This window comes from Streptomyces sp. NPDC093018 (assembly GCF_040684035.1).
Classification (GTDB): Bacteria; Actinomycetota; Actinomycetes; order Streptomycetales; family Streptomycetaceae; genus Streptomyces; species Streptomyces murinus.
This window is the reverse complement of record NZ_JBFBFF010000004.1, coordinates 546,072-563,564: the sequence shown is the minus strand read 5'-3', so window position 1 is coordinate 563,564 and position 17,493 is coordinate 546,072. Positions and strand designations below refer to the sequence as shown.

The following is a 17,493-nucleotide window of genomic DNA, read 5'->3' as shown; positions in this document are numbered from 1 at the left end:
TACGGGGCGCTCACCGGGCACCATGGATACCGTGACTCTCGATTTCCAGCTGGTGCTGCTGCGTCGTATGGCCGATCACAATCCGGAGCTCGTGGACGAGGCCCGGAAGACGCTGGGGGTCTCGATCGGGGAGATGCGGGAGGCCAACAAGCGCTGGCAGGCGATGGTGCGGTCGCCGAGGGGGCGAGGCGCGGCGGCGCGGTACCGGTCGGTCCTCGGGGAACCGGAGAGCGTCGTACCCCGCAGGCTCGGCGACGTGGAGTGCGCGGCCCGCCGCTGGGCGCTCCCGCTCTGGCCCGACCTGCGGTTCGAGGTACTGGTCGGACCCGACGGCGCCGTATGGAACGAATGGCTCGTACGAGCACCCGGCGCCGCCCCCGCCGCCCCGCGCACCCTGGACGATCTCGCCCCCTGGTCCTGCACCGTGGACGAGGTCGCCCGCGCCTTCCCCCCGGCCCGCCCCCTGGAGGGCACCGCCCCGACCCGCTGGGGCCTCGCCTTCACCGCGCCCGACCGGGACGGCGTGCCCCACGACATGGTCGCCGAGTTCACCTGGGGCCTGCTCCAGCGCACCGCGCGCGTCAGCTGAGGCGCCGCGCCCGGGTCGGATCGGGTCGGGTCGGATCGGATCGGATCGGATCGGATCGGGAGGGCGTGCCCCGGCGGTCTCTAGGCCGTCGCCTCGGTGAGGATCGCGGCTGCCGTCCGGGGCAGGGAGTCCGGGTGCAGGAAGAGGAAGAGGTTCGGTTCGACCAGTTCGAGTTCCATCAGCCGGGGGGTGCCGTCCGGGCCGTCGGCGAGGTCCACGCGGGCGTACAGGAGGGGCGCGGCGGAGCCGGGTACGGCCGCCAACGCCTTTTCCGCCACGGCGAGTTCGGCGTCCGTCGGCTGCCAGGGGGTGAGATCGGGGTGGGCGACCTTGTCGGCGTCGTACGGGGTTCCGGGAGAGAGGACGGCGCCCTTGCGGCTCGCGTGCAGCAGGCGGCCGCCGAAGAACTGGAGGGCGCGTTCGCCGGTGACGTCGATGCCCTGGAGGTAGGGCTGCACCATCGCGGTGAAGCCCTCGGCGTGCATCCGCGCGAGGTGCCGTACGGCCGTCTCGTGCTCGGCGGGCGTGTAGCGGGCGGCGAAGCGGGCGCCCGCGCCGGAGGTCGGCTTGATGACGTAGTCGTGGTCCGTGGGCAGGACCTTGGCGCCGTCCTCGCCCGGGGCGAGATAGCTGGTCGGGACGGTGGGGACACCGGCGGCGGCCAGCTCGCCCAGGTAGCGCTTGTCGAGGTTCCAGCGGATGACCTCGGCGGGGTTGGCGATCCGGGTCGCGCGGGCCACCCGCTCCAGCCAGGCCGTGAACTCCGCCGCGCGCCAGCTGTAGTCCCAGGTGGAGCGGACGACCACGAGGTCGTACGCCGACCAGTCGATCTCGGGGTCGTCCCAGTAGGGGGCGTCGGCCTGAGCGCCGGCGTCGTTCAGCGCCCGCACCAGCACCGGCAGGTCCGCGTCCCTGCTCGGGGCGGTGCCGGGGTCGTAGGTGGCGAGGGCTATGCGGGGCACGGCGGGACTCCCTGTCGTACGACATTCGAACACCCGCGAGGCTAACAAGCGGCCGGAACCGGGACAGGGGGTTTGACCTTCACCTTTGGTGAAGCCCCAGCATCGGTGGTGGACGACGAGAGACGGGGGAGCGATGGAACTGCTGACGATCGGGGCGTTCGCCAGGGTGAGCCGGCTGTCGCCGAAGGCACTTCGGCTGTACGACGAGCTGGCCCTGCTGCGACCCGCCCGGGTCGACCCCGAGACCGGCTACCGGTACTACGCCGTCGGGCAGTTGGGGCGGGCACGGCTCGTGGCCTGGCTGCGGCGGCTCGGGATGCCGCTCGCCGAGATACGCGCCGTGTGCGCGCTGGAACCGGGCGCGGCCGCGCGGGAGATCGGCGCGTACTGGGCGCGGGTCGAGGCGGAGACGGCGGCACGGCGGGATCTCGCGGCGTTTCTCGTCGACCAGCTGACCGGCACGATCGACACATCGGGAAGGGAACCCATGACGATGCTGGAACTGAGGCACTCCGCGGGCACCGACCGCGGGCTCGTCCGCCCCGCCAACCAGGACACCCTCTACGCGGGCCGCAGGCTGCTCGCGGTCGCCGACGGGTTCGGGCCCGCGGGTCTCGCGGCGAGCGGGGCGGCGGTGGCGGCGCTGCGATACCTGGACGAGGCGGAGACGCTGCCCCTGGACGGGGAACTCGGGGAGCTGGGGGTGCTCGGGGCGCTGGAGGACGCGGTGCGGTCCGCGGGGCTGGCGGTGGCGGATCTCGCGGGCGGTGCGAACGGCACCACGCTCACGGCGCTGCTGTGGACGGGGTCCCGGCTGGCGCTCGCGCACATCGGGGACTCGCGGGCGTATCTGCTACGGGACGGGGAGCTGCACCGGATCACCCAGGACCACCGGGTCACGCCCCGGGACCTGCTGCTGTCCAAGGCGCTGGGCGGTGGCGTGGATACCGTGCCGGACCTGCGCCTTCAGGAGCCGCTGGAGGGGGACCGGTATCTGCTGTGCTCCGACGGTCTCACGGAGGCGGTGCCCGATGCGCTTATCAGGGAGCTGCTGGTGGCGGGGTCCGGGCCGCGGGAGCTGGTGGCGGCGGCGTTGGCGGCGGGCGCGCCGGACAATGTGACGTGCGTCGTCGCCGACGTGGCCGTCGCGGCGGGGTGAGGGGGGCCGGCCTTTTTCCCACCCGCCCGCCCGACTCGGTCGGCTGAGGGGCCGGGCACGGGGACGGCGTACCCCCGCATCGGCGCTCGGTGCTGGCGTCGGCCCTCTTCTCCCGCCCGCCCACCCGACTCGGTCGGCTGAGGGGTGGGCCACGGGACCGCACGCCCTCGCATCGGCACCCGGCGCCGCCCCCGACCACCTTTTCCCACCCACCCGCCCGAAACAGTCGGCTGAGGGGTGGGCCTCCGGGGGTGGGGTGGGCCTCCGGGGGTGCGCCGTCAGCCGCGACCGTGCCCGGCGTCTCCGCCCACCATGCCTACATCCACATCCACATCCACGCCCACGCCCACGCCCACGCCGACATCCACACCCGTGCCCACATCCACGCCCGTGCCCACATCCACGCCCGCACCCGCGCACACACGCCCACCCGGCTCCGCACCCACTCGTAACCGGGTGGGCGAACCTCGCACCCGCGCCCACCCGGGCACGCGCACGCGGACCCACGCCCACATCCACACCTACGTCCACACCCTCACCCGCACACGCCCGCACCCCCACCTCCCCACCTCGCCCCCACCCCCCGCCGAGGCACAGTCGTCCGCCGGTCGATCCTGGTGTAGGAAGGGGCTGAATGGTCGCGAGCGTGAAGGGGTGCGTGGGGTGTCGTCACTTTTTCCTGGGCTGGTCGGGGGGTCGCGGGAGCGGGCCGCGGTGGGGTTCGACGGACGTTCGCTGACGTACGGCGGGCTCGCGGGCGCCGCCGGGGCGGTGGCGCGGCGGATCCGTCGGGGCGACCGCGTGGCCGTGTGGGCGACGCCCGAGCTGGAGACCGTGGTCGCCGTCGTCGGCGTACTGCTCGCCGGTGCCGCCGCCGTGCCGCTCAACCCCAAGTCCGGGGAGAAGGAGCTGGCCCATATCGTCTCCGACAGCGCCCCTTCCCTCATCCTCGCGCCTCCGGGTACTCAACTGCCGTCATCCCTGGGTGACTTGGAACGCGTCGATGTCGACGTCGACGCCCGCGCGGACCTCCCGCACGCGCACCCCGAACTCCCGGAGGACGCCCCTGCCCTCGTCGTCTACACCTCCGGCACCACCGGCCCACCCAAGGGCGCCGTACTCCCCCGCCGGGCCCTCACCTCCACCCTGGACGCGCTCGCCGACGCCTGGCAGTGGACCGAGGCCGATGTGCTGGTGCACGGACTGCCGCTCTTCCATGTGCACGGACTCGTGCTCGGCGTCCTCGGCCCGCTGCGCCGCGGCGGCTCCGTGCGGCACCTGGGAAGGTTCTCGACGGAGGGCGTGGCCCGCGCGCTGGCCGACGGCGCGACCATGCTGTTCGGGGTGCCGACGATGTACCACCGCATCGCCGAGGCCCTCCCCGGCGACCCCGAGCTGGCCAAGGCGCTCGGCGGGGCCCGGCTGCTGGTCTCCGGCTCGGCCGCGCTGCCGGTCCACGACCACGAGCGGATCGCGGCGGCCACCGGACGCCGGGTCATCGAGCGGTACGGCATGACCGAGACCCTGATGAACACCAGCGTCCGCGCGGACGGGGAGGCCCGCGCGGGAACGGTCGGCGTGCCGTTGCCCGGTGTCGAGCTGCGGCTCGTGGAGGAGGACGGCAGCGAGATCGGCGCCCACGACGGGGAGACCGTCGGGGAGATCCAGGTCCGCGGGCCCAATCTGTTCACCGAGTATCTGAACCGGCCGGACGCCACCGCCGCCGCGTTCACCGCCGACGGCTGGTTCCGTACCGGCGACATGGCCGTGCGCGAGCCGGACGGCTATGTGCGGATCGTCGGGCGCAAGGCCACCGACCTCATCAAGAGCGGCGGTTACAAGATCGGCGCGGGCGAGATCGAGAACGCGCTCCTGGAGCACCCGGGCGTCCGGGAGGCGGCGGTCACCGGGGAGCCGGACGCGGATCTGGGCGAGCGGATCGTCGCCTGGATCGTCCCGGCCGATCCGGAAAGCCCGCCGGGGGCGGCGGAGTTGGCCGACCATGTGGCCCGCCGGCTCGCCCCGCACAAGCGGCCCCGCGTCGTGCGCCATCTGGACGTCCTGCCCCGCAACGACATGGGGAAGATCATGAAGCGGGCCCTCACCTCTGCCGACACCGATACCGGCACCGCTACCGATGCCTGATCAGCGGCGCACCGCGCGCGAGGTGCTGGCCCTCGTCACGGACGACGGCAGCTTCACCGAACTCCCGCCCCCCGCGCGGGTGTCCAGGCCCGACGGCCCGCTCGGCTGGCAGGGGTACGACGCCTCGCGCGCCCGCGCCGCCGAGCGCACCGGTGAGGAGGAGTCCGTCGTCTGCGGCACCGCGACCGTCGGGGGCACCCGTGCCGTGCTGATCGCCTTCGAGTTCGGCTTCCTCGGCGGCTCCCTGGGCGAGCGCACCGGGGACCGGCTGGAGGGCGCGTACGCGCACGCCCGTGAACACCGGCTGCCCGTCGTGCCGTTGATCGCGACCGGGGGCAGCCGGATGCAGGAGGGCATGGTCGCGCTGACCCAACTCCAGCGGGTCGCCCGCCAGTCGGCGCTCACCCGGGCGGCGGGCCTGCCCCAGATCGCCGTGCTGCGCGACCCCACCACGGGCGGCGGCTGGGCCACCCTGGGCGCCGGTGCGGATGTCGTCCTGGCCCTCCCCGGTGTCCAGGTGGGCTTCGCCGGGTCCCGCGTCCGCCCGCCCGACGCCGACCCGGCCGCGTACACGGCCGAGGCCCAGCTCGCGGCGGGAGCGGCGGACGCGGTCGTACAGCCGGAGGACCTGAAGGGAACCCTGGGGCGGTGGCTGCGGCTGCTGTCCGGGACGGATGACCGGACCTCGCCCGCGCCCGTCCCCGCCCCCGTCCCCGCGGCCCTCGCCGCCACCGACCTGCCCGCCACCGGCTGGGCCGCCGTCCAGCGCGCCCGCTCCCCTAAACGCCCGCGCGCGGACGCCTACTTGGACGCCTACTTCACCACCCGCGTCCACATCGGCGGCGACCGGTGCGGCGGCACCGACCCCGACGGCATCCTCTGCGGATTCGGTGAACATCGCGGTCGTACCGTCGCGTTCGCCGCGCAGACCGGGACCGGGACGCGGCCCGCCGGGTACCGGACGGCGGCGCGGCTGATCCGGCTGGCGGACCGGCTCGGGGTGCCGGTGCTGACGCTGGTGGACACCCCCGGCGCCGCGAACGACGCGGAGGCCGAGCGGCAGGGGGCCGGTGCGGCCATCGCCGAGGTGTTCGGGGCGGTGGCCGGGGCGCGGGTGCCGGTGACCACCCTGGTGATCGGCGAGGGCGGCTCCGGCGGCGCCCTCGCCCTGGCCGCTCCGGACAACACCTGGGCCACGCCGGACAGTTACTTCTCGGTGATCGCCCCGGAGCTGGCGGCGGCCATCCTCAAACGCCCGAAAGAGGAGATCGAGAACACCGCCGACCAGCTCCGCATCCGCCCGCAGGACCTGGTGGAGCTGGGGGTCATCCGGGGCATCGTGCGGAACTCCGGGCAGCAAGGCGCCCCTTGAGGGGCTACCGCACCCCCACCGCCCTGATGGTCTCCTCCGACACCGACCCGCCCTTGTCGTCCCGGGCCGACGCCCGCAGGGAGACCGACGTGGCCGTGCCCGGCACCTCCAGCGTCCCGTGCCAGGACGCCCCGGCGCCCCGAAGAGCCACCGTCTTCCATGTCGTCCCCTCGTCGTACGACACCTCCAGCCGGCCCCCGCCGAGCGTGCCCGTCCCCGTGGCGCCCGCCATATAGCTCGCGGCCAGCGTCACCGGCAGCCGCCGTCCGCCGGGCACCGTGCCCGCGAGGTCGGTGTCCAGGCCGTAGGAGAGGTTGATCAGCGGCAGCGTCGTCGCATGGTCGTCCGGTGTCCGGGCCGACCGGAACGTCCACTCGGTGTGCCCCCGTGTCGTGAGCGTCCAGTGGTCCGCGTCGAGGGCGGTGTCGGTCACCACCCGGTACGTGTGCTCGTCGGCCGGGGCGTCCCAGACGAACGCGGTCGAGCCGGACTCGCTGTCGGCGAGGGTGCCGTCCTGGTAGACGGAGGTGGTCTGGGTCATACCGCTGTCGCCCCACACATCGCCGAACCCGGTGTGGTCGGGTCCCGAGTCGCCCCAGCCGGGCGTGTTCAGCTGGATCTGGTTCCCGGTGCGCTGCTCGCCCCAGCCGAGGCCGGTGCCGAGCCAGGGGTGCCACACCGGCTGGAACCAGTGCAGCTGGGACCGGCTGCCGCCCTGGTAGCGGACCAGGCCGCTGCGCTCCTCCAGGGTGCCCATGCCGATCGTGACGGACTCGGACCACAGCTGGCCGGGGCCGGTGGAGACGTAGTCCGTGCGCTCGGCGGGCAGATCGATGTTCTCCTGGAAGCCGATGCCGACGGGGAACGTGTCGGTGACGGAGTAGCGGAACTCTCCGCCGCTCGCCGGCCGTGCCGCGTGGAACGAGACGTGCAGGGCGGCCAGTTGGCGCGGCGAGGGCCGGTAGGTGAGGTCGTGGTCGGGGATCGACCCCGTGTGGCCCTCGGACAGGTCGTACACGTAGGGGGAGTCGGGGGTGCCGGTCATGTCGACCGTCGAGGACGCCCGCAGCCGGGCCGCGTCCGCCCGGTTCACCGTGGCGATCAGCAGCGGGCGATCGGTGTTGTCGTCGTTGCCCCACCAGTCCGTCAGCCGCCCCGGTGCGTCGTCCGTGACGAACAGCGCCTCGGCGCCCGCGTCCTGCGCGGCGCGGGCGAGGGCCTGCGGGTCCGCGCCGTCGGCGAGGTGGGCCAGCACCGCCTTGCCCGCGGCGGAGGCGGGCACGGGGCCGTCGCCGACGTCCACCAGCGGGAGTCTGCGCCGTCCGGAGGTCAGGGTGCCGCCCGACTGGACCGTCGCCTCGCCGATCCCCTTGACCTCCAGCTGCGGCTTCGCCAGCCGCCACACCGTGCGGTACTCGAAGCTGCCCCGGGTGACCCGGGGTGTGGGTGCGGCGAAGACGCTGTCGTAGGTGAGGGGCACCTGCACCGCGCCGGTCAGGTCGGCGCCGTTCGCGGCGCGGTCGTACTCCATCAGGAGCTGGTGGGTCTCGGTGCGGCGCGGGACCGCCGCCCTGATCTCGCGCAACTTCGTGCCGTCGAGGGTGACTTCGCTGTCGTGGTCGAGGGTGACCTCGGGCGCGGAGAGGAAGCCGAGGCCGAGCGAGTCGGCGCCGTGGCTGCCGTGCACGTCGAGGAAGGAGGTGAGGGCGTAGGTGCCGGGCTTGAGGCGGAGCTTGAGGGTGCCGGAGTCGCCGACGTGGTCGGACTCGGGGTCGGCGTTCGCCGCGAGTCGCTGCACGGTGAGGTCGGCGGCCGTGGGAGCGCCCGTGCGGTCCTTGACATGGACCGTGAGGGTGTACCGCTCGTCCTCCTTGACCAGCCCGAACACGGTGTGCGCGCGCACCGCTCCGGTGTCGTCGGTGGCCACGATCTGCCCGCTGGTGGTGCCGACCGGCGCCTTGGAGCCGTCGCCGGTGACGGTGGTGGTCGCGGTGCCGTGCGCGGGGACGGTGAGGGCGGAGTCGGCGAGGGTGGCGACGCCGTCCGGGGCGCCCTGGGCCGCGAGGGTCAAGTGGACCGGCCGGTCGGCCGAGTTGGTGTAGGTCAGGGTCCGGGTGACCGGCTTGTCCGCGGGGTAGGGCCAGCTGTAGAAGCCGAGGTCGGCGCTGCCGGTGGCGGTCACCGTGGCCTGTACGGCGTCCGGGACGCTCACCCGTCCGGCGCCCACCGTGTAGGCGGAGAAACCGAGTTGCCGGGACGTCGACATCAGCGCGTCCTTCAACCGCGCGCCGGTCCAGTCGGGATGCTCCTGCGCGAGCAGCGCGGCCACCCCGGCGACATGCGGTGTCGCCATCGACGTACCGCTCATGGTCGTGTAGTAGCCGCTGCCGTCGGTGAGTTGGGAGCGGGCGGCGAGGATGTCGACGCCGGGGGCGGACAGATCGGGCTTGAGGGCGTCGTCGCCCGTGCGGGGGCCCGCGCTGGTGAAGTAGGCGGGCTGGTCGCCGGAGTCGACCGCGCCGACGGTCAGGGCGGCGTCGGCGGCGCCGGGCGAGCTGATGGAGGAGGGCGCGCCGGTGTTCCCGGCGGCCACGACGAAGAGCGCCCCGGTCTCCTGGGAGAGGCTGTCGAGGGCCTGGGACATCGGGTCGGTGCCGTCGCTCGGGTCGCTGGAGCCGAGGCTCATCGAGACGATCCGGGCGTGCACGTCCCGCGCGGCCCACTCCATCCCGGCGATGATCTGCGACTCGCTGCCCGAGCCCTCGTCGCTGAGCACCTTGCCGACCGCGAGGGTGGCGTCCGGTGCCACGCCCTTCTCCTTGCCGTCGGAGGCGGCGCCGCTGCCGCCGACGGTGGAGGTGACATGGGTGCCGTGGCCGTCGCGGTCGGCGACCTCCTCGCCGTCGATGAAACTCCTGGACTGACTGATCCGGTCGACCAGGTCGGGGTGGGTCAGGTCGGCGCCGGAGTCGAGCACGGCGACGGTGACGCCCTTGCCGGTCAGCCCCGCGTCCCAGGCGGCCGGTGTGCCGATCTGGGCGTTGCTCTCGGCCATGTCGGCCTTCACCCGTCCGTCCAGCCACACCTTGTCGACGCCGTCACCGCGCGTGAACGACCGCCAGAACGTACGCCCCTTGCCCGCCTCGACGGCCGCGCCGCGCAGGCTGGGCAGGCTCCGGGTGCGGGTGGTGCCGGCCGGGGCGGCGGCGGGGACGCGGGTGTCCTTGCCGTAGCCGACGATCAGCGGCAGGGAGGCGGCGCGGGTGTCGGCGAGGCCCTGCCGGATCAGCGCGCTCACGTCGAACAGCCGCCGGTCCAGCTTCCCGGAGCGCAGATACGGCAGCGCCTCGTCCGGTACGACGGTCAGATCGCCGTCGCTCGTCTGTGTCCGTACGGCCCCGGTGGCGCCGGGCGGCCGCTCGACGGTCGCGGTCTCCTTGCCGTGTCCGAGGTCGGTGACGGTCACCTTGTCGCCGGTGACCAGGGTGACGGTCTTCGGGGCGGGCCCGGTCCGCTTCCCCGGCGCGGCCTGCACCACCGGTGCCGCCCCCTGCGCGGCGACCGCCCCGGGTACCGGCACCGCGGCCAGCACGAGCCCTGCCGACAGCAGCGCCGCCCGGCGTCCGACTGGTCCTCTGCTCATCCACGCCCTCTTCCACGTGCTCGTTCAGCTGCTCGCTCAGGTGCTGGTTCAGGTGCTCGCTCAGGTGCTCGTTCAGGTCCGGATCGCGCGCCGGGACGGCCCGCCGGCGCTGTCGTGTACATGCTCTGCGTGCAGAGAAGAGTGTGGTGTGCGCGCCGGGAGCGCACAGGGGGCCGGGCGTGGCGGGTTGTCACAGTGGCGGGTTCTCGCCACGCCGCACCGATTGACCCGCCGGTGCGTCATGGGTGGGACGGGCGAAGCACCGTCCGTACCATGGGGGTTGCTCATGGACCTGCTACGGGACAGGTCCTCTACGAGGGGGAGCGGGCGGCGGCATGGACCAGTTGGTGGAGTTCACGACCGAGGACGGCGCGCTCGTCGTGGTGGAGGGGGCCGGTGCCACCTCCCGGCCCGGCACCCGGCTGGTCTCGCGCGGCGACGAAGTGGTGCGGGCGGCCCGCACCTTCGAGGGCGCGCTGGACGGCGTGCGGGCGGCGGCGGAGGCCGCGCTGCGGGTCTTCCGGGACGGCGCCCTGCGGCCCGACGCGGTGGAGATCGAGTTCGGCGTGAAGATGTCCGCGGAGGCCGGCGCGATCATCGCCAAGGGCTCCGCGGAGGGCCAGCTGGTCGTCAAGCTCCACTGGACACCGGGGAGTTCGGCAGGGGACGCGCTGCCCGCCGTACCGGGCCAGGCCGCCGCCGGGCCGGAGTCCGCCGAGCGCCCATGAACAGTGCCGCCTGGCATGCCCGGGTCCACTGCGGCGATGAGGTGGGCGCGGGCTTCCTGATCACCGCCCGCCGGGTGCTCACCTGCGCCCATGTCGTCCGCGCCGCCGGACCGGACGCGGTGACCGTGGTGTTCCCGCACGCCAGGGAGCTGGGCGAGGTGTCCGCGTCGGTCGTCGCGCACGGCGGCTGGGCGGGCGGCCTCACCGACCCCGGCGATGTGGCCGTGCTCGAACTCGACCGGGACATCCCCCTCGCACCGGCCGGCTTCGCACCACCGGAGGCCGCCTACACCGAGCCCCGCCCCCGGCTGGTCGCCTATGGCTTCCCGGCGGGCTACGACGAGGGCACGCTCGCCGAATACCGCGCCGTCTCCGGGCAGTTGATCGCGGGCGAGTGGCTGGAGCTGGTGGCCTGGCAGGGGCACGGGCAGCCGATCGTGGCCGGGTTCAGCGGGGCGGCGGCGACCCTGCCGGACGGCCGCGTGGTCGGCATGGTCACCTCCGCCGCGGAGGCGCCGGACGTGCGCAAGGGCCGGATGCTGCCGCTGGACGTACTGGCCCGCCACTGGCCGGAGCTGGGCGAGCTGGTGCCCACCCCGGGTCATCGCACCGACGTCCTGCGGGAGTTGTACGAGCTGCTGCGGCACGCCCCGGGCGTCCCGGACTGCGATCCCGACCGGCTGTACGTGGACGCGGTGGGCGCCTTCGGGCCGCCGCTGCCCGAGGGCGGGTTCGCGACGCTCCAGGCGGCCGCCGCGTATGTGCAGTGGGAGGTGCCCGACCCGGCGGCGATGGACCGGCTCGCGGGGCGGCTTCGGGAACTGGTGGGCGCGGGGCCGGCGGTCGCGCCCGCCCCGCCGCTCGCCAAGGCCTCGACGGCCGCACAGCTCGCGCAGGGCACTCAGGGCACGCAGAGCACGCAGGGCTCGGAGATCGCGCAGGTCACGAAGGTCGCGCGGGTGTCGCCGCCCTGGGCACCGGTCGTCGTGGAGATCGACCACAGCGGCGCCGGTCCCGACCAGGTGACCGTGGAGGTGTCGGCGTACCGCGACGGGCAGCGCCGCCCGGTGGGCACCCGGCGGCTGCCGCGCTCGGGCGTACGGTCGTACGTCCAGCACCGCATCGACGAGGCCGTCGCCCATCTCGACCCGGACGCCGAGGAACTGGTGACCTTCGTGCTGCCGCGCGAGTGGCTCAACGAGGCGGTGGCGCACTGGGAGTGCGGCGCGGACGACAGCACCCCGCTCGGCTGCGCCTACCCCCTGGTGGTGACCGACCGCGCCCGGCACCGCAGCAACCGGCTGCGGCACCAGTTGCGCAAGAAGTGGCAGAAGCTGGACGCCGGGCGCGCGGCGCCGGTGCACCGTGTGGAGTGCGGCAGCCAGGAGCGGCCGCCGAGCCTGCGCAAGCGGCTGTGGGACGGCGACGCGGGGCTCGCCGGGTTCGCGGTCCCGCCGACGGCGGCGCGGGCGTACTTCGAGATCGGCCTCACCGTCCCGGTCCCGGTCCTGCTGTGGTCCCGTACGGGCTGCCCCGCCGGGGAACACGACGAGCCGCGGTGCGCCGGGGCGGGGCGCGGCCGGGGCGGGTCCGAGGATCCGCCCCGGGCCTGGAGCGGCCCCCGGGACCCGGCCGCCGGTACCGCGACCGCCGCCCGGCCCCGCGCCGAGGCCGCCGCCCCCTGCCCCGGGACCGCGTTCCTCGATCAGCTCGCCGCCGCCGTCGCCGAGGTACCGCCCGCCGAACTCCCGCGCCACATCATGTCGTTACGGGTGACCGCGGACGCCGCCGACGAACCCGACCGGCACTGGGCCCGGGACCTCCAGCTGCTCTGGGACGACCCCCGCTGCTTCCCCGAGCCCGCCGCCAGCCTGCGCTCCCCCGTCGACTGACCGCCCGCACCCCCACCACGGAGAAGAAGAAGCCATGCCCCTGTGGCCCGTCTACACCGGTACGAGCGCACCGCACGACGGCATCGCGCAGCTGCCCCCGCCGCCGCCCTGGCGCGCCTTCGACGGCGGTCCCCTGCTGGATCCGCCGGAGGCGGCCGCCGACCGCTCGGCCGTCTCCCCCGACCGGGTGCACCGCGCCGAGACGTACCGGGCCACCGAGGACACGGTGCAACTGGTCAACGCGGCCCTGTATCTGCGCCGCCCGCTGCTGGTCACCGGCCCGCCCGGCACCGGCAAGTCCTCCCTGGTCTACGCCGTCGCGCGCGAGCTGCGGCTCGGCCCGGTGCTGCGCTGGAACATCACCAGCCGCAGCACGCTGCACGACGGGCTCTACAGCTACGACCCCCTGTCCCGCCTGTACGCGGCCCGGCAGCAGGCCGCGCAGCAGGCCGCACCTCAGGAGACCGGGCCCGAGGAGACCGGGCCCGGGACGCCGGACGAGACGGGCATCGAGCACCATCTGCGGCTCGGCCCGCTCGGCACCGCCCTGCTGCCCTACGCCCGCCCCCGCGCGCTGCTCATCGACGAGATCGACAAGAGCGACCTGGACCTGCCCAACGATCTGCTGAACGTGCTGGAGGAGGGCCAGTACCAGATCCCCGAGCTGGTGCGCGCGGCCCGGCTCTCCCCGGACGGCACCGCCCGGGTCCCGGCCGACGGCACCGGCGAGGCGGTCCCGGTGGTGCGCGGCCAGGTCCGCTGCCGTGCCTTCCCGTTCGTCGTCCTCACCAGCAACGGCGAGCGCGAGTTCCCGCCCGCCTTCCTGCGCCGCTGTGTCACGCTGCGTCTGCGCCGCCCGGACGACGGGCATCTCGCCGACATCGTCCGCGCCCATCTGGGCGAACCGGACGCCTACGCACAGGAGTTGATCGGCCGCTTCCTGGACCGCACCAGCGCCGGGGACCTGGCCACCGACCAGCTCCTGAACGCGATCTATCTGGCCCGCACCAGCAATCTGGACAGCGGGTCCCTGGACCGGCTGGCCGAGCAGTTGATGCCCCACCTGGGACAGGGCGCGGGGACCGATGTCTTCTGACACCCCGGCCTCCCGGGACTCCCCCGCCGCCCCGGACTCCCTGGCCCGCCTCGCCGCCGTACTGGCCGAGGCGGCCCAGGGCGTGCCCCCGACACCGCGCGAACTGGCCGAACTGCTGTGGCTGGCCGGACACATGGGCGCCAGGGACGCGACGGGGAGCCGGGACCACGGGAACACCGGGGACACAGCCGAGGAGAGCGGGGGCCCCGGCGACACCGACAGCACGGAGGACCCCGAGGACATCGAGGACCCCGAGGACTCCGGTGGCGGCGGGGCCGCGGAGCCGGGGCCTCCGCCCGGCCCCGCCCGCGACCCCCGGCCGCCCCGGGGCCCGCGCCCCACCCCGGACGCCCCCTCCCGCATCCCGCTGCACCTCCCCTCCCCCACCCCGTCCCCGGACCGCGCGCCCCACACCACCCTGATGGCCCCCGCGCCCCCGATGCTGCGCCACCCGCTCGCCCTCCAGCGCGCACTGCGCCCGCTGCGGCGCCGGGTGGACGCGCCGGTGGGCCAGGAGCTGGACGAGCGGGCGACCGCCGACCGTATCGCCCGCCTCGGCGCCGATCCCGGCCGCTGGCTCCCGGTGCTGCGGCCCGCCCGGGAGCGCTGGCTGAGCCTCAACCTGGTGTACGACGCCGGTCCCACGATGCCGGTCTGGCAGCCCCTGATCCATGAACTGCACACCACGCTGGCCCAGTCGGGCGCCTTCCGCACCGTCACCCGGTACCGCGCCGGCGCCGACGGCTCGGTTCACGGCCCCGACGGACAACTCCCCGCCGACGGCCGTACCGTCACCCTGCTGATCAGCGACTGCATGGGCCCGCAGTGGCGCCAGGGCCCCGCGGGCACCCTGTGGTACGCCACCCTGCACCGCTGGGCGCGCCGGATGCCGCTGGCCGTCATGCAGCCGCTGCCCGAACACCTGTGGCGGGAAACGGCGTTGCCCGCCACCCCCGGTCGGCTCTCGGCCCCGCATCCCGTTGCGCCGTCGGCCGCGCTCACCTTCGCGCCGTACGACACCCCGGAGTTCGACGCCGGGCCCGGCGCGGTGGTCCTCCCGGTGCTGGAGCCCGAGCCCCGCTGGCTGGCGAACTGGGCCGGGCTGATCAGCACGCCCGGCGGTACCCGGTTCCCGGCCGCCGCGGCCCGGTTGACGCGTCCGGTGCCCATCGACGCGGAGGACCGTACGGACGTCGGCCGGTTGTCCGCCGAGGAGTTGGTGCTGCGGTTCCGGGCGACGGCGTCCCCGGAGGCGTTCCGGCTGGCCGGGCATCTCGCGGTGGGGCGGCCCGATCTGCCGGTGATGCGGCTGGTGCAGGCCGCGGTGGAACCGGAACCCCGGCCCCGGCACCTGGCCGAGGTGGTGCTCAGCGGCATGCTGACCGCGCTGCCGGGGGCACCGGCCGGGTCGTACGCCTTCCGGGAGGGCGTACGGGAACTCCTGCTCCTCGGACTGCCCCGCACCGAACGCAACCGCACGGTCGAACTCCTGGACCGCATGGGCGAGTTCATCGACGAGCTGGCGGGGCGGGCGCCGGGCGGGTTCCGGGCGGTGGTGCCGTCCTCGGGGGGCGCGCCCCTTCCGGTGGAGCGGGAGCCGGTCGCCACGCTCAGCGCGGAGAGCGTGCGCAGGCTGGCGGTGGCCGGTGCGGAGGGGCTGTTCGCGGGGCGGTACCGGCTGGTGCGCAGGTCCGAGGCGGGGGACCGGGGCTGGGTCGCCGTGGACACCCGGGACGGGGACGCGCCGGTCGTCGTGTGCCGGTACGCGCCGGGCGAGCTGCCGGCGCCCTTCGAGCCGCTCTGCCGGGACCTCATGGCGGTCACCGGCCCGGGGATCGCGCGGATTCTCGGCCATGGGACCGATGGCGAAACCGCTTATCTGGTGCGGGAGTTCGTCGAGGGACCCACGCTGTTCCAGTATCTGGCCGAGGCGACGGAGATGACGCCCCTCGACGAGGCGAAAGCCCTGGTGCGAAAGGTCGGCGACGCGATCTTCGCCCTGCACGCGCAGGAGGGGCCGCGCGGCGAGCTGAACACCCGTTCCGTGGTCCTCTCCCCGACCGGGCCGGTCCTGACCTGCCTGGACGGCGCGCCGGTCGTCCGGGGCAGCCGCGCCGAGGCCAGGGCGGTACTCGCGGACCTCCTGGACACCCTGGTGGGCCGCCCGGACGTGCTCTTCACCACCGGCGATCTCACCGGCCGCCCGGAGACCCGCATCACCCTCGAAGCCGCCGTGCACGAGGTCTTCTCGCGCTCGCTGCCCCCCGGCCGGTTCCGGGTGGAGGCCCGCCCGGACGGCTACCGGGTGCGCACCGCCCCCGACGCCTATCTGCTGCCGGTTCTCGTGGCCGTGCTGCGGGAACTCCCCGTCAAGCTGGCCGGTTCGCACGAGCCGATCCGGTTGCGGGTGGTGTTCAGGGCATCGAACGGCCGGCTGCCGGAGGCCGCCACCGGTGTCGACATCGCCGTACCGCCCGCGCTGTACGACGAGTTCGCCGCCAGCTCCGCCGCCGGGGACGCGCCGCCCTTCGAGCCGGTCTACCCGGACGACGCCCCGGACGCGCCGCCCGTGGCCTGGTACTGCCCGCTGACCGTCGCGCGTCCCGAACGCGAGCTGGTCCAGGGCCCGTTCATCACGAGGGACCTGCGCGAGCTGGGCCTGCCCACCCCGGGTCGTACGGCCGTCGTGCACACCCGTCCCGACGGGCCGCTCACCGTGCTCGACCCGATCCGGCCCTACAGCGGGCGGGCGCCGCGCGCCGAGACGTACTACCTGGTCGACCTCACCACGCAGCAGGCGCGGCGCGAGCTGTCCCTGCCCAGTGCCGGGAAGGCCGAGTTCACCGCCGCGGCGGAACTGAGCTGGCAGGTCACCGATCCGGTGGCCTTCGTACGGTCCGGCGCGGCCGAGGTCTCCGCGCCGCTGTCGGCGCATCTGCGCGAGGAGGCAGCCCGCATCACCGCCCGGCACCCGGCGCGCCGGACGACCGCCGCCGAGCGCGCGGTCAACGGCGGGGTGCGGGACTGGCCGGTGCCGGGGCTCACCGTGTCGTACACCGTGCGGCTGGGGCAGGTCGGCGCGCCCGGCCCCGGGGCCGCCGCCACCCCGTCTCCGGCGACCGTGCTCACCGCGGCCGACTGCGTCCTGATCGGCTACGACGGCCCGCTCGCCCGGCTGTTCACGGCGCACAGCGCGCGGGCCGCCGTCCTCGATCTGCTGACCGTCGTGGCCGAACACCGCGCTCCCGACGACGCGTTGGCGGGACGGCCGCCGGTCGCTGGGCCGGTGGGCCGGGAGGCCTTCCCGCACCCGCTGGATCTGCTGCGCGCGTTCTCCCACGACCGGCTCGGGCCGCTGCTGCGGGACCGGCTGGAGGAGCTGGAGCTGGCGGCCGTACCGGACGCGCCCATGACGCATCGTTCGCTGGCGCTGGTGCGGGCGCTGCACAAGTCGGGGCGGCGGGTGAGCGTGGTGTCGGACGTGAGTTCCCGGGCGGTGCAGCAGGGTGTGCAGTCGTACCGGCTGCCGCTCGCCGGGGTGCACGGGCGGCGCGAGGACCTCCGGCTGCTGACGCCGGACCCGCACTGCCTGCTGCGGGCCCTGGAGCACCTCGGCACACCGGCCGGGCGCGGGGTGCTGCTCGGTTCCTCGGTCGCCGAGCTGACCGCGGCCCAGCGCCTCGGCCTGCCCTTCGTCGGGTTCTCCGCCGCGGCCGCCGGGCGCCGGCTGCTGCGCGAGGGCGGCGCGAAGGCGGTCGTCTCCTCGCTGGAGCAGCTGCTGGAGGCCGTGCGGACCGGCTGACCGGGACCGCGCTGCGCCACGTGACCCGGAGGCCCGGCAGGCCACTTGACCCGGCGACACTCCGGGGACCCGGGTGATTACCCCCGTTCGGCGGCGCCCCGCCCG

Annotated in this window: 11 protein-coding genes; 9 read left to right on the top strand and 2 right to left on the bottom strand. The window is 74.9% G+C overall.

Annotation, left to right across the window (positions count from 1 at the left end):
- The first annotated feature begins 22 nt into the window (after window positions 1–22).
- Complete coding sequence (locus AB0N90_RS13140) at window positions 23–589, top strand: hypothetical protein (RefSeq protein ID WP_365195719.1); 567 nt, start codon at window positions 23–25, stop codon at window positions 587–589.
- A gap of 80 nt (window positions 590–669) precedes the next feature.
- Here the strand turns inward: AB0N90_RS13140 and AB0N90_RS13135 are convergent, their stop codons facing one another.
- Entirely contained in the window at window positions 670–1,551 is an 882-nt protein-coding gene (locus tag AB0N90_RS13135) for a hypothetical protein (RefSeq protein ID WP_365195716.1), read from the bottom strand.
- A 133-nt stretch (window positions 1,552–1,684) separates the two neighbouring features.
- Here AB0N90_RS13135 and AB0N90_RS13130 point away from each other — a divergent pair, with 133 nt between their 5' ends.
- From AB0N90_RS13130 to AB0N90_RS13115, 4 genes are all read left to right on the top strand, one after another.
- Window positions 1,685–2,710, top strand: a complete 1,026-nt coding sequence (locus tag AB0N90_RS13130) for a MerR family transcriptional regulator (protein WP_365195713.1) — start codon at window positions 1,685–1,687, stop codon at window positions 2,708–2,710.
- A 290-nt stretch (window positions 2,711–3,000) separates the two neighbouring features.
- Window positions 3,001–3,162, top strand: a complete 162-nt coding sequence (locus AB0N90_RS13125) for a hypothetical protein (RefSeq protein WP_365195711.1) — start codon at window positions 3,001–3,003, stop codon at window positions 3,160–3,162.
- A gap of 211 nt (window positions 3,163–3,373) precedes the next feature.
- Window positions 3,374–4,855 (top strand): acyl-CoA synthetase, encoded by a 1,482-nt coding sequence (locus AB0N90_RS13120; RefSeq protein WP_365195708.1) that lies wholly within the window; start codon window positions 3,374–3,376, stop codon window positions 4,853–4,855.
- On the top strand, window positions 4,848–6,227 hold the full coding sequence (locus tag AB0N90_RS13115; protein ID WP_365195705.1) for a carboxyl transferase domain-containing protein: 1,380 nt from the start codon (window positions 4,848–4,850) through the stop codon (window positions 6,225–6,227). The genes AB0N90_RS13120 and AB0N90_RS13115 overlap by 8 nt, the downstream gene beginning before the upstream one ends.
- Window positions 6,228–6,231: 4 nt before the next feature.
- Here AB0N90_RS13115 and AB0N90_RS13110 read toward each other — a convergent pair whose 3' ends face one another.
- Window positions 6,232–9,870 carry a S8 family serine peptidase gene (locus AB0N90_RS13110; protein ID WP_365195703.1) on the bottom strand — a complete coding sequence of 1,213 codons (3,639 nt, stop codon included), beginning with the start codon at window positions 9,868–9,870 and terminating at the stop codon, window positions 6,232–6,234.
- A 335-nt stretch (window positions 9,871–10,205) separates the two neighbouring features.
- Here AB0N90_RS13110 and AB0N90_RS13105 point away from each other — a divergent pair, with 335 nt between their 5' ends.
- Genes AB0N90_RS13105 through AB0N90_RS13090 form a run of 4 tightly spaced genes read left to right on the top strand, consistent with a single transcriptional unit; the run spans window position 10,206 to window position 17,388 of the window.
- Window positions 10,206–10,598 (top strand): CU044_2847 family protein, encoded by a 393-nt coding sequence (locus AB0N90_RS13105; RefSeq protein ID WP_365195701.1) that lies wholly within the window; start codon window positions 10,206–10,208, stop codon window positions 10,596–10,598.
- Entirely contained in the window at window positions 10,595–12,490 is a 1,896-nt protein-coding gene (locus AB0N90_RS13100) for a trypsin-like peptidase domain-containing protein (protein ID WP_365195699.1), read from the top strand. Before AB0N90_RS13105 ends, AB0N90_RS13100 begins: the two co-directional genes overlap by 4 nt.
- A 34-nt stretch (window positions 12,491–12,524) precedes the next feature.
- Window positions 12,525–13,586 (top strand): MoxR family ATPase, encoded by a 1,062-nt coding sequence (locus tag AB0N90_RS13095; RefSeq protein ID WP_365195696.1) that lies wholly within the window; start codon window positions 12,525–12,527, stop codon window positions 13,584–13,586.
- Window positions 13,576–17,388, top strand: coding sequence for an SAV_2336 N-terminal domain-related protein (locus AB0N90_RS13090; RefSeq protein WP_365195693.1), 3,813 nt, complete (start codon window positions 13,576–13,578; stop codon window positions 17,386–17,388). Before AB0N90_RS13095 ends, AB0N90_RS13090 begins: the two co-directional genes overlap by 11 nt.
- The last annotated feature ends 105 nt before the right edge of the window (window positions 17,389–17,493 follow it).

Coding starts and splice junctions, on each gene's coding strand:
- AB0N90_RS13095 (WP_365195696.1), top strand. CDS start 12,525: ATGCCCCTGTGGCCCGTCTACACCGGTACGAGCGCACCGCACGACGGC.
- AB0N90_RS13110 (WP_365195703.1), bottom strand. CDS start 9,870: ATGAGCAGAGGACCAGTCGGACGCCGGGCGGCGCTGCTGTCGGCAGGG.
- AB0N90_RS13100 (WP_365195699.1), top strand. CDS start 10,595: ATGAACAGTGCCGCCTGGCATGCCCGGGTCCACTGCGGCGATGAGGTG.
- AB0N90_RS13090 (WP_365195693.1), top strand. CDS start 13,576: ATGTCTTCTGACACCCCGGCCTCCCGGGACTCCCCCGCCGCCCCGGAC.
- AB0N90_RS13105 (WP_365195701.1), top strand. CDS start 10,206: ATGGACCAGTTGGTGGAGTTCACGACCGAGGACGGCGCGCTCGTCGTG.
- AB0N90_RS13115 (WP_365195705.1), top strand. CDS start 4,848: ATGCCTGATCAGCGGCGCACCGCGCGCGAGGTGCTGGCCCTCGTCACG.
- AB0N90_RS13130 (WP_365195713.1), top strand. CDS start 1,685: ATGGAACTGCTGACGATCGGGGCGTTCGCCAGGGTGAGCCGGCTGTCG.
- AB0N90_RS13140 (WP_365195719.1), top strand. CDS start 23: ATGGATACCGTGACTCTCGATTTCCAGCTGGTGCTGCTGCGTCGTATG.